This is a genomic window from Pseudomonadota bacterium (assembly GCA_016195085.1).
GTDB lineage: Bacteria > Pseudomonadota > Alphaproteobacteria > SHVZ01 > SHVZ01 > JACQAG01.
This window is the reverse complement of record JACQAG010000003.1, coordinates 37365-63724: the sequence shown is the minus strand read 5'-3', so window position 1 is coordinate 63724 and position 26360 is coordinate 37365. Positions and strand designations below refer to the sequence as shown.

The window sequence follows — 26360 nt, the reverse complement described above, 5'->3', positions numbered from 1 at the left end:
CTCAGTAGACCTCGGCGTAGCGGCGGCACTGCTCGGCCGCATCGGTGCCGTCCAGGAGCTTGATCTCCGAGCGCTTATGCCTGAGATACAGATCGAGGAACACCGGTCCGAACCAATCGGCCGCCTCCGGTGTTGCCTCGAGCGCATCGAGAGCGGCGGCGAGCGAGCCCGGCAACGGCTTGATGCCGGCGGCCTTGAGCTGGCGCTTCGTCATCTTGGCGGGTCCCTTCGCCGCTGGCTTCGGCAGCCTCCGCTTCTTGGCGATGCCATCGACCCCGGCATGCACCACCGCACCCAAGGCCAGGTACGGGCTGGCGGCGGCATCGGCGGGACGAAATTCGAGATTGAACTGCTTCGCCGCCTCCGACCCGCCGGCGAAGATCGGGCAGACCCGGATGCTCGCTTCCCGGTCGCCGATCGCGATGTTGGCGAAGGTCGGAGCCCAGCGGTTGGGCGTGAGGCGGATGTAGGAGATGAGGCTGGGTGCGGTCACCGCGCAAAGTGCGGCCATATGATGGATAACGCCGGCCATGAAATGCTCGGCCGTTTGTGTCAGGCCATAGGCGCGCTTCGGGTCATAGGTGACCGGCCGCCCGAGGCGGTCGCGAAGGCTCATGTGGATGTGGACGCCGTTGCCGACCGCTTCGGGGTGCGCGATCGGGGTGAAGCTCGCCCGGTGGCCCAGGCGGTGCGCAGTGGCGCGCGCCATCTCTCTCACCACGACGGCGTGATCGGCCGCGGTGACGCCAGTCGAAGGCTCGCAGGTCACCTCGAATTGCCGCGGCCCGTATTCGGCCATGAACGTATCCGGCTCGACCCCGGCGGCGCGGAGCGCCCTGAGGAACACCTCCCCGAACCGGCCCTGGCGACGCACGGCATCGAGGCTATAGGCCGATCCTGGACGGTCCTCGACCCCGGTGTAGGCGAACTCCTGCTCGAACGCGGCGAAGAGGCGCACGCCCACCGCCCGGTCCAAGGCATCCAACCCGCGTTTGAGGAAGTGCCTCGGGCAGCACGACCAGGGCCGGCCGTCGGTCTCGTTGATGTCGCCCAGGAAGAAATGCTCGACGGCGCTCTCGTCGCCGAAATCGACCCTGACCTCGGTGGCCGGGTCCGGCACCAGCATGAGATCGCCCAAGGCGCCGAAGGGCGTATCGCCGATCGGGCCGAAAGTGCTGATCATGCTGTTGGTGGGAACCCAACCGACGCCTCGCGCGCGCCGCCCCGGCAAGGCCTTCGCCGGAAAGCCTTTGCCGCGGACCTGCCCGGCGATGTCGCAGGTGCAGACCATGATCAGCTCTTCGCGCTTCATCGCCGTCTCAACCATGTCTGGCGTTCGGCGGTTCCGGCCAGGGGCGCTGCTCGGAGCGGATCTTCTCGTAGGCCCGCGCGATCTGCAGAACGCCCAGATCATCGAAGCGCCTGCCCACGATCTGCAGCCCGATCGGCAGTCCCGACTCGGTGTAGCCGCAATTGATCGACGCGGCCGGCTGCTCGGACATGTTGAAGGAAACGGTGAAGCCGATGTGCTCGAAGGGCCGCTTGGAGTCGTTGGTGGGCGACGGCAGCTCGGCTGCATAGGCAGGCATCGGCGCGGTCGGCGACAGCACGTAATCGTAAGGCCGGCAGGCGGCGTTGGCGGCTTGGCGCATGACCATGATCTGGCTGAAGCCCGTGAATACCTCGACGCCGGTGAGCGATGCCGCCGCTCCCGCCCAATCGGCGATGAACGGCAGGACCTTCGCCCGCCGATCCGGTGCCAGCGCCGACAGATCCAACCAGGCGCGCATGCGCCAGAAATTGTCGAGCCCGTCCAGCATCGCCTTGGAGAGGAAGGGCCGCATCGGCTCGACCACCGCACCCGCCGCCTCGAAGCTCCTGGCGGCGGCTTCGACCGCCTGGCGCACCTCCGGCTCGGGGGGAAAGCCGCAGCCCGCATCCATGAGGAGGCCGAGCTTGAGCCCGCTGAGATCCCGGTCGAGCTTCAGCCAGTCCTGCTTCTGATAGGGGAGGCTCATATGGTCGCTTGCGTCGGGCAGCGACAGCACGCTCATCATCAGCGCGGAATCGCCCACACTCCGCGTCATCGGTCCGGCGACGCGGCCGATATAGGGCGGATCGATCGGAATCCGGCCGAGGCTCGGCTTCAAGGTGAAGATGCCGCACCAGCCGGCCGGGAGCCGAACCGAGCCGCCGATATCGGTGCCGAGATGCAAGGGGCCGTAGCCGGCGGCGGCACCTGCACCCGCACCGGCGCTGGAGCCGCCGGGGTTCCGGGTTAAGTCCCAGGGATTGCGGGTCAGCGGATGAAAGCTCGACAGGCCCGACGACAACATGCCGTAATCGGGCATCGTCGTCTTGCCGAGGATGATGGCGCCGGCCTCTCTCAGCCGGGCGGCAGGCGGCGCATCCTGGGCTGCGGGCTTGAGCTCGCTGGCGGCGGTTCCAAGCGGCACCGGCACGCCTTTGGTTGCGATGTTCTCCTTGATCATCACCGGCACGCCGTCGAGCGGCCCCACGGCTTCACCCTTCTGCCAGCGCGCTTCGGCCGCCTTGGCGCCGGATAGCGCCTGATCGGGATCGAGCTTGTAGGTGGCGTTCAGCGACGGCTCCCATCGCTGGATCCGGTCCAGCACGGCCCGGACCGCCTCGAAAGGCGAGAGCGTTTTCTGGCGATAGGCTTCCAGGAGATCGCGGGCGGCGAGGTCGTGAAGCAGAGTCAAAGGGGGCTCGCTCAAGGGGCTGGTAAGGTCGATGACACGTCTCTTGACGACCAGAGGTTACGCGATGGCGACGCCCTCTGCCATCCCGTCCGGGCAAGCTTGCTCCTGGCTCGAATCGCGGCCGCTAGACAGGACCGGATGGATCGGCGACCATCGCGTCCCACCTTCTTTTGCACCTTGCCGCCGCCCCGGCCGCAAGCGTGCCGTCGGTCTGACGAGGAGCGGAGACAATGATGAAGCGGACGATGCTGTTCACGGCGGCGCTGGCGACGACGGTCATGACCGCCGTGGGCGCCCGGGCTGAGAAGGACGCGATCGTGCTCGGCATGGTGCTCGAGCCGCCGCATCTCGACCTCATGCTGAGCCCGGCCGCCGCGATCAAGGAAGTTCTCTACACCAATGTCTATGAGGGGCTGACCCGGATCGACCGCGCCAGCCGCGTGGTGCCGAGCCTGGCGAGCGAGTGGAACCTGTCGGCCGACGGCCTCGCCTACACCTTCAAGCTCCGCCGCGGGGTCAAGTTCCATGACGGCACCGAGCTCACCTCGGCCGCGGTCGCGACCTCGCTTGCCCGCGCCGTCTCCGCCGAGAGCAGTAATCCCAAGAAATCGATGCTGACCGACGCCGGGATGAAGGTGGAGACACCCGATCCCAACACCGTCGTCGTCAAGCTCGCTCACCCCCTGGGCCTGGTGCCCTATCTCCTCGGCCTCGGCGAGACCGTGGTGATGGCGCCCGGCATCATTCCGGAAGCCAAGAACCAGGCGGTGGGCACCGGCCCGTTCAAGTTCGTCCGCTGGAACAAGGGCGACAGGATCGAGGTGGAGAAGAACCCCGCGCATTGGAACGCGGCCAACATCAAGCTCAACAAGGCGACGTTCCGCTTCGTGCCTGATCAGCAGGCGGCGATCGCCGCGATGCTCGCCGGCGACATCGATGCCTTTCCCAATATCGGCGGCACCGATGCCATCGACCGGCTGAAGCGCGAGCCGAAGCTGAAGGTGGCCATCGGCAACACCGAAGGTAAGACCATCGTCTCCATCAACAACAAGAAGCCGCCCTTCGACGACGTCCGCGTGCGGCGCGCCTTGGCCCACGCCATCGACCGCAACGCGGTCATCCAGGGCGCTATGTCGGGATTCGGCACGCCGATCGGCAGCCATTTTTCCCCGAACCACCCGGCCTACATCGATCTGACCGGGACATATCCCTACAACCCGGAGAAGGCGAAGGCGCTCTTGAAGGAGGCCGGGCAGAGCAACCTGTCCCTGAGCCTCCGGCTGCCGCCGCCGGCCTATGCCCAGCGCTCGGGCGAGCTCATCCAGGCGATGCTGAGCCAGGTCGGCGTCAAGACCACGATCGAGTCGATCCAGTTCCCGCAATGGCTGGAGCAGGTCTTCAAGGGCAAGCAATACGACCTGACCATCATCTCCCACACCGAGGCCTTCGACATCAACATCTACGCCGACCCGAACTACTACTTCCAGTACGGCAAGCCGGAATTCAAGGCGCTGATCGACCAGGCGCTGGTGGCGCCGACCGACGAAGGGCGCAACAAGGCGCTCCAGGACGCCCAGCGCATGCTGGCCGACGATTCCGTCTGCGTGTTCCTGTTCATGCTGCCGAAGATCGGCGTGTGGAACGCCAATCTGACCGGCCTATGGGAAAACAGCCCGGTCCAGGCCAACGATCTGACCGAGGTGGCGTGGACGCAGTAGCGGATCCGCCCGCTTCGAAGTACGGCAGCTTTAGCCGAGCCCTCAATGTTCCAGAGGCCCCCACCCCACCCCTCCCCCACGGAGACGTGGGGGAGGGAGCAATGAGCCAAGTCATCCCCCCTCCCCCGCGACCGCGGGGGAGGGTCGGGGTGGGGGCCTGCGCTAGGCAATTGCAGGCCAGCCGGCGCCATACCCAAATTACTTCGATATGACCGCCTTCCTCATTCGCCGCCTGCTGACGTTCTTCGCCACCTTGGTCGCAGCCTCGCTCGTGGTCTTCCTCGTGCTCGAGGTGCTGCCGGGGGATCCGGCCTTGGTGATGCTCGGCCCCGACGCGCCGGCCGATGCCTTGCACGCGCTCCGCGACCGCCTCGGTCTCGATCGTCCGCCGGTCGAGCGCTACCTCGACTGGGTCGGCAGCCTCGTCACCTTCAAGCTCGGCACCAGCTACACCTATGGCTCGGCCGTGGCCGAGCTCATCGGCGAGCGGCTGGTCGTGACCTTGCCCTTGGCGCTGATTGCCATGGCGCTCACCACCGCGATCGCGCTCAGCCTCGGCCTCTACGCCGCCGCCCGCCACAACACCATCGGCGACTACGGCATCATGGTCGCGACCCAGATCGGCATCGCCGTGCCGAACTTCTGGTTCGCCATCCTCATGATCCTGTTCTTCGCCGTCGGCCTGGGATGGCTGCCGGCCGGCGGCTTTCCGGGCTGGTCTGCCGGCCTCTTGCCGGCGCTGAAATCGCTGGTCCTGCCGGCCGTGGCCTTGGCCGTGGTGCAGGCGGCGATCCTGGCGCGGGTGACGCGATCGGCGGTCCTGGAGATCCTGCGCGAGGACTTCGTGCGCACCGCCCGGGCCAAGGGCCTCTCCAAGAGCCAGACCTTGAGGCGCCACGTGCTCCGCAACGCCTTCATTCCGGTCGTCACCATCATGGGCCTGCAATTCGCCAATCTTCTCGCCGGCACCATCGTCATCGAGAACGTGTTCACGCTTCCCGGGCTCGGCCGGCTCATCTTCCAGTCGATCAACCAGCGCGATCTCATCGTGGTCAAGGACGTGGTGGTGCTGCTGGCCACCATGGTGGTGACCATCAATTTCGTGGTCGACCTCCTCTATGCCGCGATCGACCCCAGGCTCAGGGGCCGGTCGTGAGCCAGCCGAGCCTGATGCGGCGCTGCCTCGGCCAGCGCAACTTCCTCATCGGCGCCGTGCTGAGCGGGCTGGTGCTGGCGGCGGCCGCGCTCTCGCTCCTCTGGACTCCCTACCCGCCGCTCGCCGTCAACGTGACCCAGCGCCTGGCCGCTTCCTCGGCGGCTCACTGGTTCGGCACGGATCATTTCGGCCGCGACGTCTTTTCGATGATCCTCATTGGCTCGCGCAACTCGATCCTGGTCGGCGTGGTCGCGGTCGGCATCGGCATCGCCGCCGGCGTCATGCTGGGCCTCGCCGCCTCGGCCATCCGCGGCTGGATCGAGGACGCGATCATGCGCGCCTCCGACTTCACCTTCGCCTTTCCCGCGATTCTGTCGGCGATCCTGATCACCGCCATCCTCGGCCCCGGCATGATCAATTCCATGCTGGCGATCGGCATCTTCAACATCCCGGTCTTCGCCTTCGTCACCCGCGGTGCGGCCAATGCGATCTGGGCCCGGGATTTCATCCTGGCGGCGCGCGCCGCCGGCAAGGGCAAGCTCAAGATCACCCTCGAGCATGTCTTGCCGAACATCGCCAATGTGCTGATCGTGCAGGCGACCATCCAGTTCGCGCTGGCGGTGCTGGCCGAAGCCGGCTTGAGCTATCTCGGGCTTGGGACCCAGCCTCCCGAGGCGAGCTGGGGGCGGATGCTGAACGAGGCCCAGAGCTTCATGTTCCGTGCGCCGATGCTGGCGGTTTATCCAGGCCTCGCCATCGTAACGGTCGTGCTCGGCCTCAACCTCCTGGGCGACGGGCTCCGCGATGCCCTCGATCCCAGGCTGATGCGGCGACGCTGATGGCCGCGAATCCCCTGCTCACGGTCGAGACGCTGGCGGTCCGCATCCCCGCGAGCCGTGGGCTCGTGTCGCTGGTGCGGGAGGTCGACTTCACGCTCGAGCGCGGCGACATCCTGGGCATCGTCGGCGAGTCCGGCAGCGGCAAGAGCCTGACCGCGCTCGCCATCATGGGCTTGCTGCCGGAGCGCGCGGTTGCCTCCGGTCGTGTCCGTTTCGAAGGCGAGGATTTGCTGGCCGCCAGCGAGGAGCGGCTCTGCCGCCTCCGCGGCGACCGCATCGCCATGGTCTTCCAGGAGCCGATGACGGCGCTCAATCCGGTGCAGACCGTGGGCGCGCAGATCGCCGAGAGCCTGGTCCTGCATCGCGGCATGGCCGAGAGTGCGGCCTTGGCCGAAGCCGAGCGCCTCATCGACCGCGTGCGCCTGCCGGAGCCGCGCTCCAGGCTCGCCCAATACCCGCACCAGCTCTCCGGCGGACAGCGCCAGCGGGTGATGATCGCGATCGCCCTCGCCTGCGCTCCGGACATCCTCATCGCCGATGAGCCGACCACGGCCCTTGATGTGACCGTGCAGGCGCAGATCCTCGACCTCATTCACGACCTCGTTGAGGATTCGGGCATGGCCCTCATCCTCATCAGCCACGATCTCGGCGTCATCTATGACGTGACCGACCGGGTGCTGGTCATGTATGCCGGCCGCGTCGTCGAGAGCGGCCCCACGGTCGAGCTCTACGAGCGGCGCGGCCACCCTTACACCGCCGCCTTGTTCGGGGCTCTGCCGCGGGCCGGTGTGGCCCGCGGCAGCCGGCTCGTCGCCATTCCCGGCACGGTTCCCGAGCCGTCTTCCCTCGCCAAAGGCTGCGCCTTTGCCGATCGGTGCCGTCTGGCGATCGAGCCCTGCCGTGCGGGCGAACCGCCTTGGCATGCGCTCGGGACCGACCACCGGGCGCTCTGCCTTCGCGCCGGGGAGAATGCCCCGTGAGCCAGCCCTTGCTCGCGGCCGAAGGGTTGGTTCGGCGCTTCAAGCTGCCGCGCGCCAGCCCGTTCTCGAGGGCCCCGCGGCTGACCGCTGTCGACCATGTCAGCCTCACGGTCGAGTCCGGCCGCAGCTTCGGCATCGTCGGCGAGTCCGGCTCCGGCAAGTCGACTCTGGCGCGCCTGGTCATGGCGCTGGACGAGCCCGACGCCGGCACGGTCAAGCTCAAGGGCGAGGATCTCTTCCGCTTGAGCCAAAGCGAGCTCCGGCGGCGCCGCCGCGACTTCCAGATGGTGTTTCAGGATCCCTATGGCTCCCTCGACCCCAGGCATCGGGTCGGCCGCATCGTCGCCGAGCCCTTGGACGCTTTGCCGTCGGTCGGCGGCGGCGAACGTCGCGACCGGGTCGCCGAGGTTCTAGAAGCGGTCGGCATGCCGGCGGATGCGGCCGAGCGCTATCCCCACGAATTCTCCGGCGGCCAGCGTCAGCGCATCGCCATCAGCCGCGCACTCATCACCCGACCGGCCTTGATTGTTGCCGACGAGCCGGTCTCGGCTCTCGACGTCTCGGTGCAGGCCCAGGTCTTGAACCTCATGCTGGATCTGAGCCGGCGCCACGGCGTCACCTACCTTTTCATCAGCCATAACCTCGCCGTGGTCGAGCATGTGGCCGAGACGGTCGCGGTCATGTACCGCGGCAGCATCGTCGAAGAGGCCGCCGCCGACACGCTGTTCGCCAACCCGCGCCATCCCTACACCGAGGCGCTGATCGCCGCCGTGCCCAGCCTCGTGCCGGGAGAGCGTCGGCGCGACCGCCGCGGCCAGAGGCTGGCGGCCACCCCCCTCGATGCCGTGGCCCCGCCCGTGGCCGGCTGTCCCTACGCCTCGCGTTGCCCGAAGGCGGAGGCAATCTGCCGGGCGGAAACGCCGGCGCTCCGCGAAGTCGCGAGCCAGCACCGCGCCGCATGCCATCTCGCATGATCGAGCGCTTCCTTGCTCTCCTGCAACGCCGCGGCACGGTGCTGATGGCGGCGGGGCTCCTCGTCGGCATCGCGCTGCCGGAGCTGGCACATCTCATGCGCCCGGGCTTGCCCGCCCTCGTCTTCGTGCTCACGGTCGCGGCGTTCCTGGGCACGGATCCAGCGGTGCTCGTCGGCCATGCCCGTCGCCCCGAGCGCCTCCTGCTGGTGCCGGCGTGGATCCTGCTGGCGAGCCCGGTTCTGGCCGAGCTCGCCGCGAACTTCCTCGGCCTGCCGCAAGCGCTCGGCAACGCGCTGGTGCTGTGGGCGGCCTCGCCGCCGCTCTCCAGCTCCCCCGCCATCGCCATGCTGCTGGGCCTCGACGGCGCGCTCGCCTTGCTCGCGGTCATCGGCTCGACCTTTCTCATGCCCTTGGTTCTGCCGCCCTTGGCCCTCGGTCTCATCGGCGTGGCCATTGGCGTCGGCATCGTGCCGCTGATGGCAAGGTTGGCGCTGTTCATCCTCGGTGCCGGGCTCGTTGCCGCCCTTCTCCGCCGCTCCATCGGCGCCGACCGGCTGCAGCGTCGGGAGAGTGTGATCGGCGGCTGCAATGTGGTGCTGCTGCACCTCTTCGCGATCGCGGCCATGGATGGCGTCGGCCCGCTCATTGCGGCCGAGCCCGGGGCGGTGCTGATTTATGCGGCGACCGCTTTCGCTGCCAGCCTCGGCTTCCAGGCGTTGAGCTATCTCGCCTTCTGCTGGATGACGCCGCTCGCGGCCGCCACCATCGGGCTCGCCGGCGGCAACCGCAACATGGCGGTGGTCTGGGCCAATCTCGGCAGCGCTGCCACCCCGGAGCTGATGCTATTCTTCGCGGCGATGCAACTGCCGATCTACGCGCTCCCGATCCTGCTCGCTCCCGTCTACCGAAGGCTGGCTGGGCGCGGCGCGGCGTTGACCGCAGCCTCGCCAGAGGGTAGGAGGCCCGGAAAGCACGGCATGGGGGAGCGTCCATGAGGGTTCGGAGCCAAGAGCGGTGACCCCGCACCTCTCCATTGCCGCAGGCGGCGCGGATCTGAGCCCGCATTACCCGCCGGACATCAGCTGGGATGCGCCGATCCCGTCGGTGAGCCTGGGTGAGCTCCTCGACCGCTCGGTCGAGCGCTTCGGCCATCTCCCGGCGATCGACTTCCTCGATCGCATCATCACCTATGCCGAGCTCGGCCGGCTGGTCGCCCGGGCGACGAAGGGATTCCAGGCGCTCGGCGTCGGACCCGGCGTGCAGGTCGGGCTCTATCTTCCGAACTGCCCCTATTCCGTCATCTGCTACTACGCGGTGCTCAAGGCGGGCGGCACCGTGGTCAATTTCAATCCGCTCTATGCTCCCCCGGAGACGAAAAAGCAGATCGACGACAGCCAGTCGCGCATCATGGTGACGCTCGACCTCGAGGTGCTTTATCCGAAGCTGGCGCAGCAGCGAGGCCAGAGCGCGCTCGAGACCATCGTCGTGTGCTCCATGGCCGATGCGCTGCCGGGGCTGAAGCGCCTGCTGTTTCCCTGGGTTCGGCGCCACGACCTCGCGCGCATTGCCGCGGGTCCCGGGCATGTGCGCTTTGCCGACCTCATCGCCAATGACGGCGCTTATGCGCCGGTCGCAATCGATCCGGCCACGGCGGTCGCGGTCTTGCAGTACACCGGCGGCACCACCGGCACGCCCAAGGGGGCGATGCTGACCCACCGCAACCTCTCCGCCAATGTCGAGCAATGCCGGCTCTGGTTCACCCGCGTCGAGTATGGGCGGGTCCGCCTCCTGTCGGTGCTGCCGTTCTTCCATGTCTTCGCCATGACGGTGCTGATGAATGTCGGCATCGCGCTGGGCGGCGCGATCATCATGCTGCCGCGCTTCGAGATCAAGACGGTGCTCCGCACCATCCACAAGAAGCGCCCGACCTTCATGGCCGGCGTGCCGACGATGTACACCGCCATCAATACAGCCAATGCCGACGGACGCTACGACCTCGCCTCGATCGAAAACTGCCTCTCCGGCGGGGCGCCCCTGCCGTTGGAGGTAAAGCAGCGCTTCGAGGCCTTGACCGGCTGCAAGCTGGTGGAGGGCTACGGTTTGACCGAGACCTCGCCGGTCAGCAATTGCAACCCGCTCTATGGGCTGAACAAGGAAGGCTCCATCGGCTTGCCGTTCCCCGGCACCAGGGTCGAGCTTAGGGATCTCGAGGACCCGCACCGCGTGGTGCCGCTGGGCGATCGCGGCGAGATTTGCATCGGCGGCCCGCAGGTGATGGCGGGATACTGGCGGCAACCGGAGGCGACCGCCCAGGTCTTCATCGACGGGCTCCTGCGCACCGGCGATGTCGGCCGCATGGACGAGGACGGCTATGTCTTCATCGTCGACCGCATCAAGGATCTCATCCTTTGCGGCGGCTACAACGTCTACCCCCGCAACATCGAAGAGGCGATCTACCAGCATCCGGCGGTGGAGGAAGCGACCGTCATCGGCGTCCCCGACAGCTATCGCGGCCAGAGTCCGAAGGCGTTCTGCAAGCTCAAGACCGGTGCGGTTCTCGACGCAGAGACCTTGAAGGCGTTCTTGAAGGAGCGGTTGTCGTCGATCGAGATGCCGCGCGAAATCGAGTTCCGCGACGCTTTGCCGAAAACTCTCATCGGCAAGCTGTCGAAGAAGGAACTGATCGCCGAGGAGGCGGCCAAGCGGCAGACGACGGCGACGGCGCCGAGCGCGCCGTCATGATTTCTCTCCCTTGACGGGGCGTCGGCCCAGGCCCCACATCCTAGACTGGGTTAGCGAAGGAGGATCCGGCATGAAGGCAGTCCTGAACGGTCACGTGGTCGCCGAGAGCGCCGACATCGTCGAGTGCGGCGGCTATCACTATTTCCCCAGCGCCGCGGTGCGTACCGAATGGCTGAAGAAGGCCCCGAAGACGGAGTCGGATCACGCCTGCCCGCATGGCGTGCAGTTCTACGACGTGGTGATCGATGGGGCACGCCACGAACGCGCCGCCTGGTCCTACGAGGCGCCGCTCCCCAAGATGAAGCAGGTCGCCCAGCGCTTCGGGTTCTGGGACGACGTCGAGGTGCGTTAGGGGCGAAGGCGGCGCCCGCCGACGGTCGAGCGGGCCGAGCAAAGGAAGAGGCTTCATGGCGTTCGACAGTCTGCCGGTGCAGTCGCAGGAAAAGATGGGGCCGGCAGCACAGGCCTATGCCGCCGAGATCCTGGAGCGATCGCGCCAAGTAGCCCGCTCCAGCCGCGTGGCCCTCGATATCGCCTATGGGGAAGACTATTGGCAGCGCCTCGATCTCTATCTGCCCGAGGCAACCGGGCTCCGCGATCTGCCCGTGCTGGTGTTCCTCCATGGCGGCGGCTGGTCGAACGGCTACAAGGAATGGATGGGGTACATGGCCCCCTCATTCACCGATCTGCCGGCGATCTTCGTCTCCGTCTCTTATCGGCTGTTGCCCCAGGTGCGGTTCCCCGCACCTCTCGAAGACTCGGTCGCGGCCCTCGCCTGGGTGCATGGAAATATCGCGCGCTATGGCGGCAGCCCGGAGCGCCTGTTCATTGGCGGACACTCCGCCGGCGGGCATCTTGCCAGCCTCGCTGCCTTGCGCCGGGACCTGCTAGCGGCTGCCGGCGTGCCGCTAGCCGCGCTCCGCGCCTGCTTTCCGGTGAGCGCCACCTTCAAGTTCGAGCTGGGCGATCTGGAGAAACGCGGCAAAGACCTGCTCGCCCGGCCCGAGGACGCGGCTCAGGCGAGCCCAATCAGCCATGTCGCCGGCAACGCCGTGCCGTTCTACATCGCCTGGGGCAGCCGCGATCTGGATCACGTCATGACCACCGGCATGCCCATGGTCGAGGCTCTCAAGCGAGAGAAATGCCGCGTCGAGCATCAGGTGTTCGAAGGCTTCGACCATTTCCAGATCAGCATCGACGGCGGCCGCCGGGAGAGCCCTTGGGTCAAGACGGTGCGCGCTTGGATGGCGGCGTGACCGGGGTCATCGCACCTTGTCGACGTTCCAGAACACGAGTTGGGTGGCGTGGAGCAAGTCTTTGACGTCGCTGCGCCAAGCATAGGCGTTGTAGTACATCCCGGTCAGCACCGAGGGTAGCGAGGCCCAGGCGGCCCGCGACAGCGCCTCCAGGATCGGCCGGCGCCTCTCGGCATCGGCCTCGTTCATATACTCGGTGCGCAGCCGCTCCACCGTCTCGTCGCATGGCCAACCGAACAGCGCCTCGCCGCAGCGGGAATCGATCGCCGGGTTGGTGATCGGCGAGGAGAGGAACATGCCGTTGAAGCCGAGCACGATCAGGTTCCAGCCGCCGGCGGCGGGCGGATTGCGGTTCTCCCGCCGCACCATCACCTGGCCGAAATCGACGATCTGCAGGTCGACGGCGGCACCGATCTTGCGGAGATTGGCGGCGGCCACCTGCGCCATCGCATATTGCGAGGGCACATCGGCGGCGGTCACGATCACGATCGGCTCGCCCCGATAGCCGGACTCCGCCAGCAGCTCCTTGGCGCGGGCGAGATCCTGCTGGCGATAAGGCTCGGACCCCGCCGCGGTGCCGTTCTGAGAACCGCAGACGAACCAGGAGAAGCAGCTCGGCTCCCACCAGGCGGGATCGCCATAGGCGGCACCCATGAATTCCGCCTGCACTACGGTGAGGGCCAATGCCTGCCTTGCCTTCAGATTGTCGAATGGCGGCTGCAGGTGGTTCATGCGGATGACGCCCTCGCCGCCGAAGGGCGAAAGCCGGTCCACGACGATATTCCGGTCCGGGCGCAGCACGGCCACCAGATCGACCGGCAAGAGGTCGATGAGATCGATCTCGCCCGCCTTCAGCGCATTGGCGCGGGTGCCGGCGTCGGGAAGATATTTGAGCTCGATGCGGTCGAGCTTCGCCACTTTGCCGCCGGCGAGCCCGTTCGGCGGCTCGGCGCGCGGCATATAGTCGGGGTTTCGCTCCCAGGCGGCGGAGTTGCCGATGCGCCAGAGCTCGGGCAGGAACCGAAACGGGCCGGAGCCGACCGACTGGGTGACGGGCTTGAAGGCATCGGTCTCAGCGCTTGCCCGGGGCAGGATCGCGGCCATGCCTGACCCGGTCCAGGCCAATGCCATTTCGACAAAGGGAAAGCGGGTCTTGAACGTCATCCGGAAGCCGCCGGAACCGTCGGCCTCGAAGGCGGCGAGAGCCGCGTCCATTTTCCGCCCCAACGGATCGCGCTTCATCCAGCGACGGATCGAGGGGATCACATCGGCGCTGGTGACCGGCGCGCCGTCATGGAATTTGAGGCCCGCGCGGAGCGTGAGGGCGTAGCTGAGACCGTCCGGCGCCACCGTGTAGGCCTCGATCATCTGCGGGCGAGGCACCAGGGTGGCATCCATGGAAAACAGCGTGTCATAGACCATCATGCCGTATTCGGCGGTCACCAGCGCGCCGTTCGTCTGCGCGTCCAACGAGGTCAAGTCGGCGGCCGGCGCATAGCGCAGCACCTTCGGCGGCTCCGCCGAGCCGGCAACGCTGGCGAGCAGCATCGGCGCAACAACGAAGATCCAAGCGCGCATGGCTCCGCACTCCTTTCTTCGAATCGGAAAACGCACTATATCGTCACTATCGGAACGGAAGGTGGAACAATGCCACGGGTGAGCGAAATCGACGATGACGGCGGCGACCCGACCTTGGCGGAGACGTTCAAGAAGGAACGCGAGATATTCGGCGACCTGTTGAACCCGACCAAGGTCATGGCCCATTGCCCGCCGATCCTGCGCGCCGCCAAGCTTTTGAGCGCCTCCATCGCCCAGTCGGGGCGACTTCCGCAGGCGCTGCTGCCGCTCATCTATCTCCGCGTCGCCTCGATCAATGGCTGCCCATTCTGAATTGACATCAATTCCATCCGTGTGATGGAAAGCGACGGCGGCGAGGCGAAACTGGCGGAGGTGGCGACCTGGCGCGACAGCCGGCTGTTCACCGAGCCGGAGCGGGTCGCCCTTGACTATGCCGAGCGGATGACGATCACCGGCCAGAAGATCGACGATGCCTTCTTCGGCCGGCTGAAGCAGCATTACACCGAGGCTGAGATCGTCGAGCTCACGGCGGCGGTCGCGCTCGAGAATTTCCGCAGCAAGTTCAATCCGGCGCTCGGCGTCGAGGCGCAGGGATTCTGCTTGGTCAAGTAGACAAGGGGCATGAGAAAGCGGAGTGCAAGATGGTGCGCGTGACCGGGATCGATCATCTTTCCATCAGGGTCGGCAACTATCAGACCTCGAAGGCGTTCTATAGCCGCCTCATGGCATTCCTCGGTTTCGACGTCGAGGCCGAATACGCCGATGCCATGGGGTGGGCGAACGGCAAGACGCTTTTCTGGATCGGCGCCGCCGATGCCAAGGGCCGCCGGAAAAAGCATCGCATCGGCGATGTCGGCATTCACCACTATGCCTTCCGCTTGGCGAGCCGCAAGGACGTCGATGCGTTGCAGGCATTCCTCGAGGCGCTCGGGACCACGATCGTCGATCCTGCCGGCGAGTACTACGACGACTACTATGCGGTGTTCTTTCTCGACCCCGACGGGCTCAAGCTCGAAGGCATGCATTATGGCGAGCGCCGCGCGCGAGCCGCGCGCCAACGGTCCGCAACCAAAAAGGCGGCGACACAGCGCAAGCGCCAGCAGCGCTCGCGAACAGGAGCCAAGGCCCGCGTCTAGCGTATTGATCGGGAAGTTCGTCGGTATATGCCGAAGTATTGGACCGCTGCCATGCGTCCTTCGACAAGCTCAGGACGAGGCTTTTCTTTCTGCCACTCCGGTCTTTCTGCGACGCACAATCCCCCTCATCCTGAGCTTGTCGAAGGACGCACCATCAAAGTGCAGGAGCCGCCTTGTCCGGCGAACTTCTCGATTAGGCCCCTAGGCGCTCGGCAGATACTTGGCGAAGTCCTTCTCGATCGCCTTCGGATCGGCGGCCAGTCCCTGGGAGATGCCTGCCGCCATGTCGCCGGGATAGACATCCTCGGCTCCCGCTTCGACCGCGTCCAGCGCGGCACGGGCGGCTTCGGCCGGGGCGAGCTTGGGCGGGGGAAAGTTGCGCTCCATCTCCGTGTCGCAGGCTCCGGGCATGATGCCGATGACGAGCGTCCCCTGCTGGGCGAGCTCGGCGCGCACCCCCTGGGTCATCGACAAGGCCGCCGCCTTGGAGGCGGACAGCGAGCCGTACATCGGCAGATTGACGCGGGCCAGGATCGACAACATGTTGACGATGGCGCCGCCGCCATTGGCCTTGAGGATCGGGGCGAAGGCCCGGCACATGGCGAGCGGACCGAAATAGTTCGTCTCCATCTCGGCGCGTGCGCGCGAGAGATCGGCCGAGGCGACGAAGCCCGCCTGCAGGTTGATGCCGGCATTGTTGACCAAGAGCGACACCTCCGCGCACTTCTTCGCCGCCGCCTGGATCTCATCGGCACGGGTGATATCGAGCTTGACCGGCTCGACCTTGCCCTTGTGGCTCGCCACCAGATCGGCAAGCCGGCTCGGATCGCGCGCGGCAGCGTAGACGCGCGCTGCCCCTTTGGCGATCAGCGCCTCGACGAAGGCGCGACCGATGCCGCGATTGGCGCCCGTGACCAGCGCCACCGTGCCCTTGATCTTCATGTCCCTCTCCTCCAAGACGGCGTTATTGCCTCACGTCTTCGGCGCGCTTTCCGTCCAACGCGCCATCAGCGTGTTGGAGGGCAGCGACTCATCGACCAGCTTCTTCGCCGTGTCGATCCCGGCCACCGGCAGACCCTTCGGATTGAGCGCGCCGATCTGCACCAGCACGGAGGCCTGGTCCCAGTAGATGTGCTCGTTGTAGAGCTTGCCGCCGCGGAAGCAGACGATCGCCACCAGCGGGATCTCGACATATTTGCCGGTCGGCTTGAGGCCAGGCAGCATCCAGTCGATCTCGATGTCGTGGGTGAAGCAGAACAGCATCTCGTCCACGATCCGATCCGACCCTATCGTTCGCGAGATCGGAATGAGCTTGGTATCGGCCGGTGTCTTCGGGATGAAATGGTTCTTGTAGAAGCGCGATAGATCCTTGTAGCCGACACCGCCGGTCATGGTCGGCATGTGGTTGACGTAAGGCTGCGGCACCATCGTTGCCATGGTTGCATCGACGTCGCGCTGGCCGAACTCATAATAGGTGTGCCGCTCCCACAGGGCGCTCAGGTCGAGATGCGGCCCCATGACGCGGCGGAACAACGAGATCGAGCGCGAATGCGCCATCATCGCCGCCGGCTTGTCGTAGGCATGGCCGCCGGTGCGGGAGAAGGCGTGATCGACGCCGGGATAGACATAGATCTCGACGTCATCGCGCCCGGCGAAGGCGGTCTTGATCGTCTCCACCGCCGCCGGCGGCACATATTTGTCCTCGCCGGCAAAATGCAGGACCAGCGGACCCTTGATCTTGGCGGCGAGACCGAGGTCCTGCTCGATCGCGACACCGTAGTAGCCGACCGCGCAATCGACGCCGGCCTCGGCGGCGGCGAGATAGGCGAGCTTGCCGCCCAGGCAGAAGCCGAGCGCGCCGACCTTGCCCTTGCACTCCGGCAGCGCGCGCAACGTGGCGACGGACCCGGCGATATCCTCGACCGATTTCGCCACGTCGAACTTCTGATAGAGCGCGAAGGCCTTCTCCATCTGGCTGTCGTCCAGCTCCAGGCCCGGCTCCATCCGCCAGAACAGATCCGGCGTCAGCACCACATAGCCTTCTTCGGCATAGTAGTCGGCGACATCGCGCATATAGCGGTTGATGCCGAAGATCTCCTGCAGGAGGACGATTCCGGGGCCGCTGCCCTTCTCCGGCGTCGCCACGTAGGCCTTGAAGCTGCCGCCGTCCTTGGCGCGGACGGTGACGTATTTGCCTGTCATGGATGGACCTCCCGGGTTGTGTCTGACGGACGGTGCGCCTTAGATCGAGCTGTTGACCCCGCCGCCGTCGATGAGCAGGTTCTGGCCGGTGATGTAGCCCGCATGCTGGCTGCATAGGAAGGCGCAGGCGGCGCCGAACTCCTCGATGGTGCCGTAGCGGCCGGACGGGTTCTGCTGCATGCGCTCGGCATAGACGTCCTCGAAGCTGCGGCCGAGCTGCTTGGCCGAGGCCGCCGTGGTCGAACGCAGCCGGTCGGTGGCGAAGGGGCCGGGCAAGAGACCGTTGATGGTGACGTTGTGCCGCGCGCTCTGGCGGGCGATGCCGGCGACGAACCCGGTCAATCCGGTGCGCGCACCGTTCGAAAGCCCGAGATGCGGGATCGGCGCCCGAACCGACGAGGAGGTGATGTTGACGATCCGTCCGAAGCGACGCTGGATCATTCCGTCCAGCGTTGCCTTGATCAGCTCGATCGGGGTCAGCATGTTGGCGTCGAGCGCCTTCACCCAATCCTCCCGGCTCCATTGCCGGAAATCGCCGGGCGGCGGACCGCCGGCGTTGTTGACGAGGATGTCGGGATTGGGGCAAGCGGCGAGCGCCTTTGCCCTGCCCTCGGGCGTGGTGATGTCGCCGACCACGGTCGTGGCCTTGCCGCCCTTGCCGCGGATCTCGGCTGCGGTCGCTTCCAGGGCATCCGCACCGCGGGCGGTGATCACCACATGGGCGCCCTCCGCCGCCAGCGCCAAGGCGCAGCCTTTGCCCAGCCCCCTGCTCGCCGCGCACACCAGCGCAGTCTTGCCGCCGATCCCCAGATCCATGCATTCCCTCCGCTCTATGGGCCTTGTAGCCGGCCCAACATTTCCCGTGCCAGCGCCACGTTCACCGGCCGCTGCTGCTCCAGGGCCGATTGGTCGAGGCTGGCCACCGCCGCCCTGATCGCAGCGAAGGACCGCTCCAGGCGCAGGAGCAGGTAGCGCACCAGCTCCGCCTCGACATGGAGCTGCCGGTCATTGAACAGTTTCACCATGACCGCTGCAAGCAGCGTGTCGTCGGGGGCACCCACCGCCACGGCCGGAAGCGCCCCCAGGCGCGACTTGAGATCGGCGAGCCCGACCGGCCAGCGCGAAGGCGGCTCGCGGGCGACCAGCAGCAAATGCCCGCGGCGCTCCGCCAGGGTGTTGTAGAGGTGCAGCAGCGCCCGCTCCTCGAACGCTCCCTCCATGGGGTCGAGCACGACCGCACCGGCGTGAGCGAGCTCCGGCACGCGTGCGACCTCGAGATCGCTCGGCCGAAAGCCAAGCGCCCGGCTCCGGCTCCGCCAGACCTCCGCCAGATGGCTCTTGCCCGATCCGGCGGGGCCATAGAGCGCCAGCGCCGGCGCCGGCCAATCGGGCCATCGGTCGAGCCAGGCCACCGCCTCGCGGTTCGGGTCGGCCACCAGGAAATCGTCGAGCCCGAATGCCGGACGATGGCCGAGATCGAGGACGAGCTGCGCCGCCGGCTTCGGCGTCATCCGCCATCATCCGGTCGCGCCGGCTCGCGGTAAAACGGACTCTCGAGATAGCGCGCGAGAGCGAACCTGGCCAAGACGCCGATGACGGCCGCCGCCGGTACCGCCAGGAGCACGCCCAGGAAGCCGGCAAGGGCGCCGCCGGCGAGCAAGGCGAACATGATCCAGACCGGATGCAGCCCCACCTTGTCGCCGATGAGCCGAGGCGCCAGCACATGGCCCTCCAGCACTTGGCCGACGGCAAAGACGCCGGCCACCAACGCGACATCGGTCCAGCGATCGAACTGGATGAGGCCGAGCCCGACCGAGAGCACCCCGCCCACGAGCGCGCCGACCAAGGGGATGAAGGAGAGCAGACCGACGAATACGCCGATGAGCACGCCGAAATCCAGGCCGGCGAGGCTGAGGCCCATCGCATACCAGCCGGCCAGCGCCAGGCAAACCAGCGACTGGCCGCGCACGAAGCCCGAAAGCGTCGCGTCGATCTCCCGCGCCTGCGCACGGATGGTCTCGGCGTTGGCGCGCGGCAGCCAGCCGTCGATGCGCCCGATCATGTGGTCCCAATCGCGCAGCAGATAGAAGGAGACGATCGGCATGATGAACAGCAACGAAAGGATGTTGGCGACCGCCGCACCGCCCGAGAGCAATCCCACGACCGCGCCCAGCGCCAGGCGGGCGGCGTCTCCGACATAGCCGCTGGCGAGCTCCGGCAGTTTCCTTCCGTCCTCCTCGCCGAGGCGCGCGAGCGCTGCCTCGATGACGGGCGCCAGCAGTTCGCGGCCGCGTTGGATGAGCTGGGGCAGCCGTGCCAACAATCCGACGATTTGCGCCTCGATCACCGGCACGATCAGCAGCAGGGAGCCGAGTGCCGCCAGCAGGAAGGCGACCAGCGCCAGCACGCTCGCCGGCGTCCGCCCGAGCCGCCACCGCTCCAGCCGGTCGACGACCGGGTCGAGCAGATAGGCGATCGCCATGCCGGCGACGAAGGGCAGCAGCACGTTTCTCAACTCGTAGACGACGAAGACCGCTCCGGCGAAGCCGGCCAGCCAGACGAGCAGCCTTTGCCGCCAGGTCATGACTCGATCGCGAGCAGTTGCCGGCCCCAGGTGACGAGATAGGCCGCCGCCGAGACGGAGGTGCTGACCCCGACCAATGCGATCATGCCCGTCAGGATCGAGCCGTCGAGCTGGAAGCGGAAGGCGAGGTCGGCGAGCACGATGCCGGCGAGCGCGATCTGCGCCACCGTGTTGGCCTTGCTCACCAGCAAGGGAGCCATGCGCGGCGGTTGCCCGACCATGTGCAAGAGAAGGACGCCACCCATGATCAGCATGTCGCGGGAGACGACGAGCACCACCAGCCACAACGGCAGCTGGCCTGCTTGGCTGAGGGTGATGTAGACGCTGACCAGCAACGTCTTGTCGGCCAAGGGATCGAGATAGCGGCCCAGCATGGTGTCGGCTTGCAACCAGCGAGCGAGCAACCCGTCGATGCCGTCGCTCAAGGCCGCCGCCAGGAACACCCAGAACGCCTCGGTCCAGCTGCCGCTCAACATCAGATACACGCCGACCGGTGCGCAGAGCAGGCGCACCAGCGTGACCAGATTGGGCAAGCTCACGGCGATGGCGCGAGGGATCACGGCTTCTGGACGGGTATGGTCGCGGGCGCTCCGCCGCCCGACGCCGACAGGCTCGATGCGCCGGGAGCAAGGCGCAGCTGCAGATCCTCCTCGCGCTCCAAGCTCTCGATGCCGGCCTGGGCGATGAGCTGGCGCAACTGCGCATTTTCGCCGAAGAACGTGATATTGAGGCGGGCTTCGTGCGGGCCGAATTGGACGATGTCCACCCGCCTGACCGCCGCGATCTGGCCGAGGCGCCGACGCAGCTCCAGCCATTCCGTCACGCCCTCATAGCCGACCGTTGCCACCAGCCGCTGCTCCTCGCCCGCGGACTGGAGGGCGTTGTCGGCCTTCCACGCCTCGTCCAGATCGCTCAAGACCTGATCCACGCCGCGATCGAGCAGCGGCGCCACGGTATCGCGGTTGACGCCGGTCAGCGAGGTGACCGTGGTGCTGTCGCGACCGCCGGAATAGCGGGTCACCGACAGGTCGAGGCGCGGCATGCCATTGTCCTGATCGATCGCCAGGGTGGCGACGGCGACGACCGTCCCCTCGGCGCCGTATCGCCGGGCGATAGCCTCGAGGCGCTGGCCGTCGCCGGCGAGAGCCTGAGCCGCATTGATCGCAGCCACATCGTCGAGATCGCCGATCGGCACTACCACCGGCGCCAATCCTCCGCCGGGCGGATGGCCGGCCCAGGTCGCCCGCCAGGGGTTGGGGTCCTCCCACAAGGACGATGTTCCGGCCAGCCGATAGACCGGCAGCACGATGACCGGCCGGGCGCGTGCCGATACGAGGCCGATACCCGCCTCGTTCAGCATTCGCCGGACCGCCTGGCGATTGAAATGCACGGTCAGATTGGCGAGATAGCGCACGGTCGAGGTCCGCTCGTCGGCGACCTCGAGTGCCCGCACCAAGCTCGCGAGCTGCGCATCGTCCGGCCGCGGCCAGCGCTTGGCGTCGGCGCGGGAGGTCAAGCGCTCCAGGAGCCGCTGCAGCGCCAGCCGCTCGCCATCGGCCAGGGCCCGCACGCTGGCAGCCGCCGCCGTGTCCGCGGTCACGTCCACCGGCACCTTCCTGACCGTGAACAGATCGTCGCTCTGATCGGGCACGATCTGCGCATGGATAGGGCCCGGCAACCACACTGCGGTTGCCAACAGCAAGCACCAAAAGAGCGAGCGAAGGCGGCCACCGGCCAGCGCCATTGCAAACCGTCCGCGATGATTTATTGTCGGGCGCCGCACACATATAACCCAGCCCCCACGAGGATGCCATAACCCGCGGTCGCAACAGCCTCGACTACCGGAAGGCCGGTGTCGACATCGACGCCGGCGAGGCGCTGGTTCAGGCGATCAAGCCCTTGACCCGCTCGACCAAGCGCCCCGGCGCCGATGGCGAGATCGGCGGGTTCGGAGCCGCGTTCGATCCGCGCGCGGCCGGCTACAAGGATCCCATCCTCATTGCGTCGACCGACGGCGTCGGCACCAAGCTCAAGATTGCCATCGACACCGGGATCCTGGACACGGTCGGGATCGACCTGGTGGCGATGTGCGTCAACGACCTCGTGGTGCAGGGGGCCGAGCCCCTGATCTTTCTCGACTACTTCGCCACCGGGCGGCTCGAGGTGCCGGCCGCGCGCGCGGTCATCGCCGGCATCGCCGAAGGCTGCCGCCAGGCCGGCTGCGCGCTCATCGGCGGCGAGACCGCGGAGATGCCCGGCCTCTACGCCGCCAAGGACTTCGACCTCGCCGGCTTCTCCGTGGGCGCGGTCGAGCGCGACCAGGTGATCGATGGCAGCAAAGCCGAAGCCGGCGACATCGTGCTCGGCCTTGCCTCCTCGGGATTGCATTCGAACGGCTTCTCGCTGGTGCGCCGCGTCGTGGAGGCATCGGATTTCGCCTATGACGCCCCGGCGCCGTTCGCCGCCGGTGAGACTCTCGCTCGTGCCTTGCTGGCGCCGACGCGGATCTACGTCAAGCCGTGCCTGGCGGCGATCCGAGCCGGCAAGGGTGCGATCAAGGGTCTCGCCCACATCACCGGTGGCGGCTTGATCGAGAATCCGCCGCGCAGCTATCCCGATGCGCTCGGCCTGCACCTGGATTTCGCCGCCTGGCAAATCCCGCCGGTGTTCCGCTGGCTGCAGCGCACAGGCGGGATCGAGCCCAGAGAGATGGCGCGCACCTTCAACTGCGGCATCGGCATGGTGCTGATCGTGGCGGCAACCGAAGCCGAGGCGGCGGCGACAGTCCTCGCGGCCGCCGGCGAGACGGTGCTCAAGATCGGCACGCTCGCCCCGCGCCCGGCCGGAGCGCCGCCGGTCGTCTTCAAGAATCTGGAGGCGGCATGGGACGGCTGAAGGTGGCCGTGCTGATCTCTGGCAGCGGCAGCAACCTTCAGGCGCTCATCGATGCCTGTGCCGGGCCCAAAGCCCCGGCGGAGATCGTGCTGGTGATCTCCAATCGCCCCGAGGCCGGCGGCCTCGCCCGCGCGGATGAGGCCGGCATCCCGAGCCTCGTCGTTCCGCATCGGAACTATTCCGACCGCGCGTCATTCGATGCCGAGATCAATCGGCGGCTTCAGGATGCCGGGACGGAGCTGGTTTGCCTCGCCGGATTCATGCGGCTATTCACGGCGGCGTTCGTCGAGCTCTGGCGCGACCGCATGATCAACATCCACCCGGCCCTGCTTCCGGCCTTCAAAGGCCTGCACGTGCACGAGCGCGTGCTGGAATCGGGCTGCCGCTTCACCGGGTGCACCGTGCATGTCGTGCGCCATGAGATGGACGCCGGACCGATCGTGGTCCAGGCCGTGGTCCCGGTGCGTGGCGACGACACGCCGGAGTCTCTGTCCGCCCGCGTGCTCGCCGAGGAGCACAGGATCTATCCCCTGGCCCTGCGCATGTTTGCGGAAGGTCGGGTGCGCATCGAGGGCGACCGGGTCAGCGTCGAAGGCGCCGTGACGCCGGCGGCGGCGCTCGTCAATCCCGGGCTCGACGCCTGAGCGTCAGGCGAAGCTAGTCGCGCCAGCCGATCTTGGCGCTGAAGCGGTAGCGCTCGATGAACCGGCCGGACGGCTCCGCTTCGGCGAGCGCCCGGCGCGCCTCGGCCTCGAACGCTTCGGTCGTACCGGCGCGCTTTCGAAGCGCACCCGTGGAAGTCGAGCGGATATAGCCGATGATCTCTTCGACGGTCCAGCTCCGGGCCGACGGCCACCTGAGATAGTCAGGGCCGCGGAAAGCGGACCGCGCCAGAATCTGATCGTGGCTGACATAGCCCGGCCGCTCGTGCTCCAGCGTTCCCTCATTCTTCGGATCACCGCGACGATCCGTCACCTCGCGAATGATGGAGCGCCAGGATTTTGGATCCTGGTCCCGCTCCTCGCCGATGATGGCGACGGCGCCGCCCGGGATCACGAGATCGTGCAGGGAAGCCAGGGTCGCCGCCCGGTCCATCCAATGGAAGGCCCGCCCGATCGTGACCAGGCGGAAGTGGCCTAGATGCGGCCCCAGCTCGCGGGAGCTGCCGCGCACGAAGCGGATGTTGAAGACCTCCGCTTCCTTCGCCGATGCGGCGGCGGCACTCAGCATTTCCGGCTCCGGATCGAGCCCGACCACCTCCCTGGCCCAGCGCGCGAAGGGGATGGCAAGCAGGCCGGGGCCGCAGCCGAGATCGAGCAAACGGCCGTTGCGATCCAGCCGGCAGCAATGAGCGACCAGGTTAATGAAGGCGGAGGGGTAGCTGCCGCGGAAGCGGGCGTAGTACTCGGCCGTCCCCTCGAACAGGCCGGGATCGTTCGCCCTATCGGCCATCGCTCGACCCTTTTCTTCGTGGCTGCGGATGGGTTATAGGATGGCGAAGCCACCCCGGGGAACCGTCGCCATGGATGCTGAAGTCAAACGTCACGTAGAGACCTGGCATGCCTTCGTAAAAGGCAGCACCTATATTGCAGGTTTCGTCATCCTGGTGCTCGTCCTGCTCGCGATCTTCGTTGTCTGAGGCGCCCGTCGCGGGCGAGATCGGCCGGCCTTGAGGCTAGCCGACGATCTCGATAGCCGAAAAGAAGAACGCAATCTCGTTCGCGGCGTTGGCGAGCGAGTCCGAACCGTGCACCGAGTTGGCCTCGATCGATTCGGCATAAAGCTTGCGGATGGTGCCGTCCGCCGCCTTCTTCGGGTCGGTCGCCCCCATCACGTCGCGGTATTTCTGCACCGCGCCCTCGCCTTCCAGCACCTGGGCCACCACGGGCCCCGAGATCATGAAGCTGCAGAGGTCGGCGAAAAACGGCCGCGCCTTGTGCACCGCATAGAACGACTCGGCCTCGGCGCGGCTGAGCCGAAGCCGCTTCTGCGCCAGGATGCGGAGCCCCGCCGCCTCAATCACGGCGTTGACCTTGCCCGTGAGGTTGCGCTTGGTTGCGTCGGGTTTGATGATCGAAAGCGTGCGTTCTACGGCCATGGAATCGCTCGGGCGGCGGCGGTCAAGGTCGCGGGGTTATAGCGGCGTCAATCCCGCGGCGCAACATCGGGCCTCGGCAGCCGCTTTGCCAGCGAATCATTGACCTCCCCGCCCCCGACCCTAGAGTCGCAGAAGAGGCGCATGGGCCCATGCGCCGGAAGGTGTGGAGGGGAGCATGCTGGAGCAGCTGTTTGACCTGAAAGCCAATCGAACCGATACGCGCACCGAAGTGGTGGCGGGGATGACCACCTTCCTCACCATGGCCTACATCATCTTCGTCAACCCGCTGATCCTGGCCGATGCGGGCATGGACCGAGGTGCCGTGTTCGTCGCCACCTGCCTTGCCGCAGCCATCGGCTCGGCGGCCATGGCTTTCATCGCCAACTACCCCATCGCTCTGGCGCCCGGCATGGGCCTCAACGCCTACTTCACCTATGGCGTGGTCAAGGGCATGGGCCACAGTTGGGAAATAGCACTGGGCGCGGTGTTCCTGTCGGGCGTGCTGTTCTTCATCATCAGCGCCACGCCCATCCGCGAATGGATCATCGACAGCATTCCCCGCTCGCTCAAGCTGGCGATCTCCGCCGGCATCGGGCTCTTCCTCGGCATCATCGCCTTGGAGAATGCCGGCATCATCACCGCCCATCCGGTGACCCTGGTCACCTTGGCTCCGCTCGACTCGTCCAAGGTGCTGCTTGCCGTTCTGGGGTTTGTGCTGATGATCGCGCTCGACCACCGGGGCGTGCCCGGGGCGATCATCATCGCCATCCTCGCGGTCAGCGCGGTTGCCATGGTGCTGGGGCTCACACCCTGGGGTGGGATCGTATCAATCCCGCCCAGCATCGCTCCCACGCTGTTCAAGATGGACATTGCCGGCGCCCTCAATCTGGGACTGGTCTCCATCGTGTTCGTATTCCTGTTCGTCGATCTCTTCGACAACACCGGGACCTTGATCGGCGTCGCCCAGCGGGCGGGCCTGCTCGACAAGGACGGACGGCTGCCGCGCATAGGCCGCGCGCTCCTCTGCGACAGCGGCGCAGCCATGGCCGGCGCGTTGCTCGGCACCTCGACGACCACCAGCTACATCGAGAGCGCGGCCGGGGTGAAAGCGGGCGGGCGTACCGGATTGACCGCGCTGGTGGTGGCGGTGCTGTTCCTCGCCAGCCTGTTCATAGCGCCGTTGGCCGGCTCGATCCCGGCCTTCGCCACCGCACCGGCGCTGCTCTTCGTCGCCTGCATGATGTCGGCGAGCCTGCGCGATCTCGATTGGGAGGATGTGACCGAGTACGTGCCGGCGATGGTGACGGTGATCACCATGCCGCTCTCCTTCTCGATCGCCCATGGCATCGCCTTCGGCTTCATCAGCTATGTGGCGATCAAGCTGCTGGCCGGCAGATTGGGCGACATCAAGCCGGCGATCGCCATCCTGGCGGTCTTGTTCGTCGTGAAGTTCGTCTGGCTCGGCGGTGCCGGGTAGCG

General features: G+C 67.0%; 28 protein-coding genes. 16 read left to right on the top strand and 12 right to left on the bottom strand.

All coding sequences use genetic code 11. The features are described 5' to 3' along the window. Nucleotide 1: 1 nt before the first annotated feature. Nucleotides 2–1327: a glutamine synthetase gene (locus HY058_00865; GenBank protein ID MBI3495838.1), complete on the bottom strand. Its 1326-nt coding sequence runs from the start codon at nucleotides 1325–1327 to the stop codon at nucleotides 2–4. After that, nucleotides 1320–2723, bottom strand: a complete 1404-nt coding sequence (locus HY058_00860) for an amidase (GenBank protein MBI3495837.1) — start codon at nucleotides 2721–2723, stop codon at nucleotides 1320–1322. Before HY058_00860 ends, HY058_00865 begins: the two co-directional genes overlap by 8 nt. A 230-nt stretch (nucleotides 2724–2953) precedes the next feature. On the opposite strand from HY058_00860, the gene HY058_00855 reads away from it, so the two are divergent. From HY058_00855 to HY058_00815, 9 genes are all read left to right on the top strand, one after another. Continuing rightward, nucleotides 2954–4441, top strand: coding sequence for an ABC transporter substrate-binding protein (locus HY058_00855; protein ID MBI3495836.1), 1488 nt, complete (start codon nucleotides 2954–2956; stop codon nucleotides 4439–4441). A 208-nt stretch (nucleotides 4442–4649) separates the two neighbouring features. Further along, a complete protein-coding gene (locus HY058_00850; GenBank protein ID MBI3495835.1) occupies nucleotides 4650–5597 on the top strand; it encodes an ABC transporter permease in 948 nt (315 codons plus the stop codon). Nucleotides 5598–5611: 14 nt separating this feature from the next. Next, entirely contained in the window at nucleotides 5612–6436 is an 825-nt protein-coding gene (locus HY058_00845; GenBank protein ID MBI3495834.1) for an ABC transporter permease, read from the top strand. Then, nucleotides 6436–7416 (top strand): ABC transporter ATP-binding protein, encoded by a 981-nt coding sequence (locus HY058_00840; GenBank protein MBI3495833.1) that lies wholly within the window; start codon nucleotides 6436–6438, stop codon nucleotides 7414–7416. The genes HY058_00845 and HY058_00840 overlap by 1 nt, the downstream gene beginning before the upstream one ends. Next, on the top strand, nucleotides 7413–8390 hold the full coding sequence (locus tag HY058_00835; GenBank protein ID MBI3495832.1) for an ATP-binding cassette domain-containing protein: 978 nt from the start codon (nucleotides 7413–7415) through the stop codon (nucleotides 8388–8390). The genes HY058_00840 and HY058_00835 overlap by 4 nt, the downstream gene beginning before the upstream one ends. Further along, entirely contained in the window at nucleotides 8375–9385 is a 1011-nt protein-coding gene (locus HY058_00830; protein ID MBI3495831.1) for a hypothetical protein, read from the top strand. The genes HY058_00835 and HY058_00830 overlap by 16 nt, the downstream gene beginning before the upstream one ends. 58 nt (nucleotides 9386–9443) lie before the next feature. Further along, nucleotides 9444–11132: a long-chain fatty acid--CoA ligase gene (locus HY058_00825; protein ID MBI3495830.1), complete on the top strand. Its 1689-nt coding sequence runs from the start codon at nucleotides 9444–9446 to the stop codon at nucleotides 11130–11132. Nucleotides 11133–11202: 70 nt separating this feature from the next. Next, nucleotides 11203–11484: a DUF427 domain-containing protein gene (locus HY058_00820; protein ID MBI3495829.1), complete on the top strand. Its 282-nt coding sequence runs from the start codon at nucleotides 11203–11205 to the stop codon at nucleotides 11482–11484. A gap of 55 nt (nucleotides 11485–11539) precedes the next feature. Then, a complete protein-coding gene (locus HY058_00815) occupies nucleotides 11540–12388 on the top strand; it encodes an alpha/beta hydrolase (protein MBI3495828.1) in 849 nt (282 codons plus the stop codon). A gap of 6 nt (nucleotides 12389–12394) precedes the next feature. On the opposite strand, the gene HY058_00810 is transcribed toward HY058_00815, so the two are convergent. After that, nucleotides 12395–13966, bottom strand: a complete 1572-nt coding sequence (locus tag HY058_00810; protein MBI3495827.1) for an ABC transporter substrate-binding protein — start codon at nucleotides 13964–13966, stop codon at nucleotides 12395–12397. Between the two features lie 69 nt (nucleotides 13967–14035). On the opposite strand from HY058_00810, the gene HY058_00805 reads away from it, so the two are divergent. From HY058_00805 to HY058_00795, 3 genes are read left to right on the top strand one after another with little or no spacing between them, the layout of a single operon-like run. Further along, the gene (locus tag HY058_00805; GenBank protein ID MBI3495826.1) at nucleotides 14036–14278 is read left to right on the top strand and encodes a hypothetical protein; all 243 of its coding nucleotides are present in this window, start codon (nucleotides 14036–14038) and stop codon (nucleotides 14276–14278) included. A gap of 24 nt (nucleotides 14279–14302) precedes the next feature. Continuing rightward, on the top strand, nucleotides 14303–14578 hold the full coding sequence (locus HY058_00800) for a carboxymuconolactone decarboxylase family protein (GenBank protein MBI3495825.1): 276 nt from the start codon (nucleotides 14303–14305) through the stop codon (nucleotides 14576–14578). Nucleotides 14579–14607: 29 nt separating this feature from the next. After that, complete coding sequence (locus tag HY058_00795) at nucleotides 14608–15102, top strand: VOC family protein (GenBank protein ID MBI3495824.1); 495 nt, start codon at nucleotides 14608–14610, stop codon at nucleotides 15100–15102. 201 nt (nucleotides 15103–15303) lie between these two features. Here the strand turns inward: HY058_00795 and HY058_00790 are convergent, their stop codons facing one another. The 7 genes from HY058_00790 to HY058_00760 are packed head-to-tail and all read right to left on the bottom strand — an operon-like array spanning nucleotide 15304 to nucleotide 21632. Beyond that, nucleotides 15304–16044 carry an SDR family oxidoreductase gene (locus HY058_00790; protein ID MBI3495823.1) on the bottom strand — a complete coding sequence of 247 codons (741 nt, stop codon included), beginning with the start codon at nucleotides 16042–16044 and terminating at the stop codon, nucleotides 15304–15306. A gap of 30 nt (nucleotides 16045–16074) precedes the next feature. Then, complete coding sequence (locus tag HY058_00785; GenBank protein ID MBI3495822.1) at nucleotides 16075–17304, bottom strand: dienelactone hydrolase family protein; 1230 nt, start codon at nucleotides 17302–17304, stop codon at nucleotides 16075–16077. Between the two features lie 39 nt (nucleotides 17305–17343). Further along, entirely contained in the window at nucleotides 17344–18120 is a 777-nt protein-coding gene (locus HY058_00780) for an SDR family oxidoreductase (protein MBI3495821.1), read from the bottom strand. A 14-nt stretch (nucleotides 18121–18134) separates the two neighbouring features. Then, complete coding sequence (locus HY058_00775) at nucleotides 18135–18815, bottom strand: DNA replication protein (GenBank protein MBI3495820.1); 681 nt, start codon at nucleotides 18813–18815, stop codon at nucleotides 18135–18137. Continuing rightward, nucleotides 18812–19888 carry an AI-2E family transporter gene (locus HY058_00770; protein MBI3495819.1) on the bottom strand — a complete coding sequence of 359 codons (1077 nt, stop codon included), beginning with the start codon at nucleotides 19886–19888 and terminating at the stop codon, nucleotides 18812–18814. Before HY058_00770 ends, HY058_00775 begins: the two co-directional genes overlap by 4 nt. Then, a complete protein-coding gene (locus HY058_00765) occupies nucleotides 19885–20427 on the bottom strand; it encodes a CDP-alcohol phosphatidyltransferase family protein (protein ID MBI3495818.1) in 543 nt (180 codons plus the stop codon). Before HY058_00765 ends, HY058_00770 begins: the two co-directional genes overlap by 4 nt. 17 nt (nucleotides 20428–20444) lie before the next feature. Next, the gene (locus HY058_00760) at nucleotides 20445–21632 is read right to left on the bottom strand and encodes a DUF2066 domain-containing protein (GenBank protein ID MBI3495817.1); all 1188 of its coding nucleotides are present in this window, start codon (nucleotides 21630–21632) and stop codon (nucleotides 20445–20447) included. 68 nt (nucleotides 21633–21700) lie between these two features. On the opposite strand from HY058_00760, the gene HY058_00755 reads away from it, so the two are divergent. Continuing rightward, nucleotides 21701–22783: a phosphoribosylformylglycinamidine cyclo-ligase gene (locus HY058_00755; protein ID MBI3495816.1), complete on the top strand. Its 1083-nt coding sequence runs from the start codon at nucleotides 21701–21703 to the stop codon at nucleotides 22781–22783. Further along, nucleotides 22771–23427, top strand: coding sequence for a phosphoribosylglycinamide formyltransferase (locus tag HY058_00750; protein ID MBI3495815.1), 657 nt, complete (start codon nucleotides 22771–22773; stop codon nucleotides 23425–23427). The genes HY058_00755 and HY058_00750 overlap by 13 nt, the downstream gene beginning before the upstream one ends. Nucleotides 23428–23440: 13 nt before the next feature. Here the strand turns inward: HY058_00750 and HY058_00745 are convergent, their stop codons facing one another. Beyond that, nucleotides 23441–24235, bottom strand: coding sequence for a class I SAM-dependent methyltransferase (locus tag HY058_00745; protein ID MBI3495814.1), 795 nt, complete (start codon nucleotides 24233–24235; stop codon nucleotides 23441–23443). 40 nt (nucleotides 24236–24275) lie between these two features. Here HY058_00745 and HY058_00740 point away from each other — a divergent pair, with 40 nt between their 5' ends. Further along, nucleotides 24276–24422 (top strand): aa3-type cytochrome c oxidase subunit IV, encoded by a 147-nt coding sequence (locus HY058_00740; protein MBI3495813.1) that lies wholly within the window; start codon nucleotides 24276–24278, stop codon nucleotides 24420–24422. A gap of 36 nt (nucleotides 24423–24458) precedes the next feature. Here the strand turns inward: HY058_00740 and ndk are convergent, their stop codons facing one another. Beyond that, complete coding sequence (gene ndk, locus HY058_00735; GenBank protein ID MBI3495812.1) at nucleotides 24459–24881, bottom strand: nucleoside-diphosphate kinase; 423 nt, start codon at nucleotides 24879–24881, stop codon at nucleotides 24459–24461. 175 nt (nucleotides 24882–25056) lie between these two features. On the opposite strand from ndk, the gene HY058_00730 reads away from it, so the two are divergent. Beyond that, nucleotides 25057–26358, top strand: coding sequence for an NCS2 family permease (locus HY058_00730; protein ID MBI3495811.1), 1302 nt, complete (start codon nucleotides 25057–25059; stop codon nucleotides 26356–26358). The last annotated feature ends 2 nt before the right edge of the window (nucleotides 26359–26360 follow it).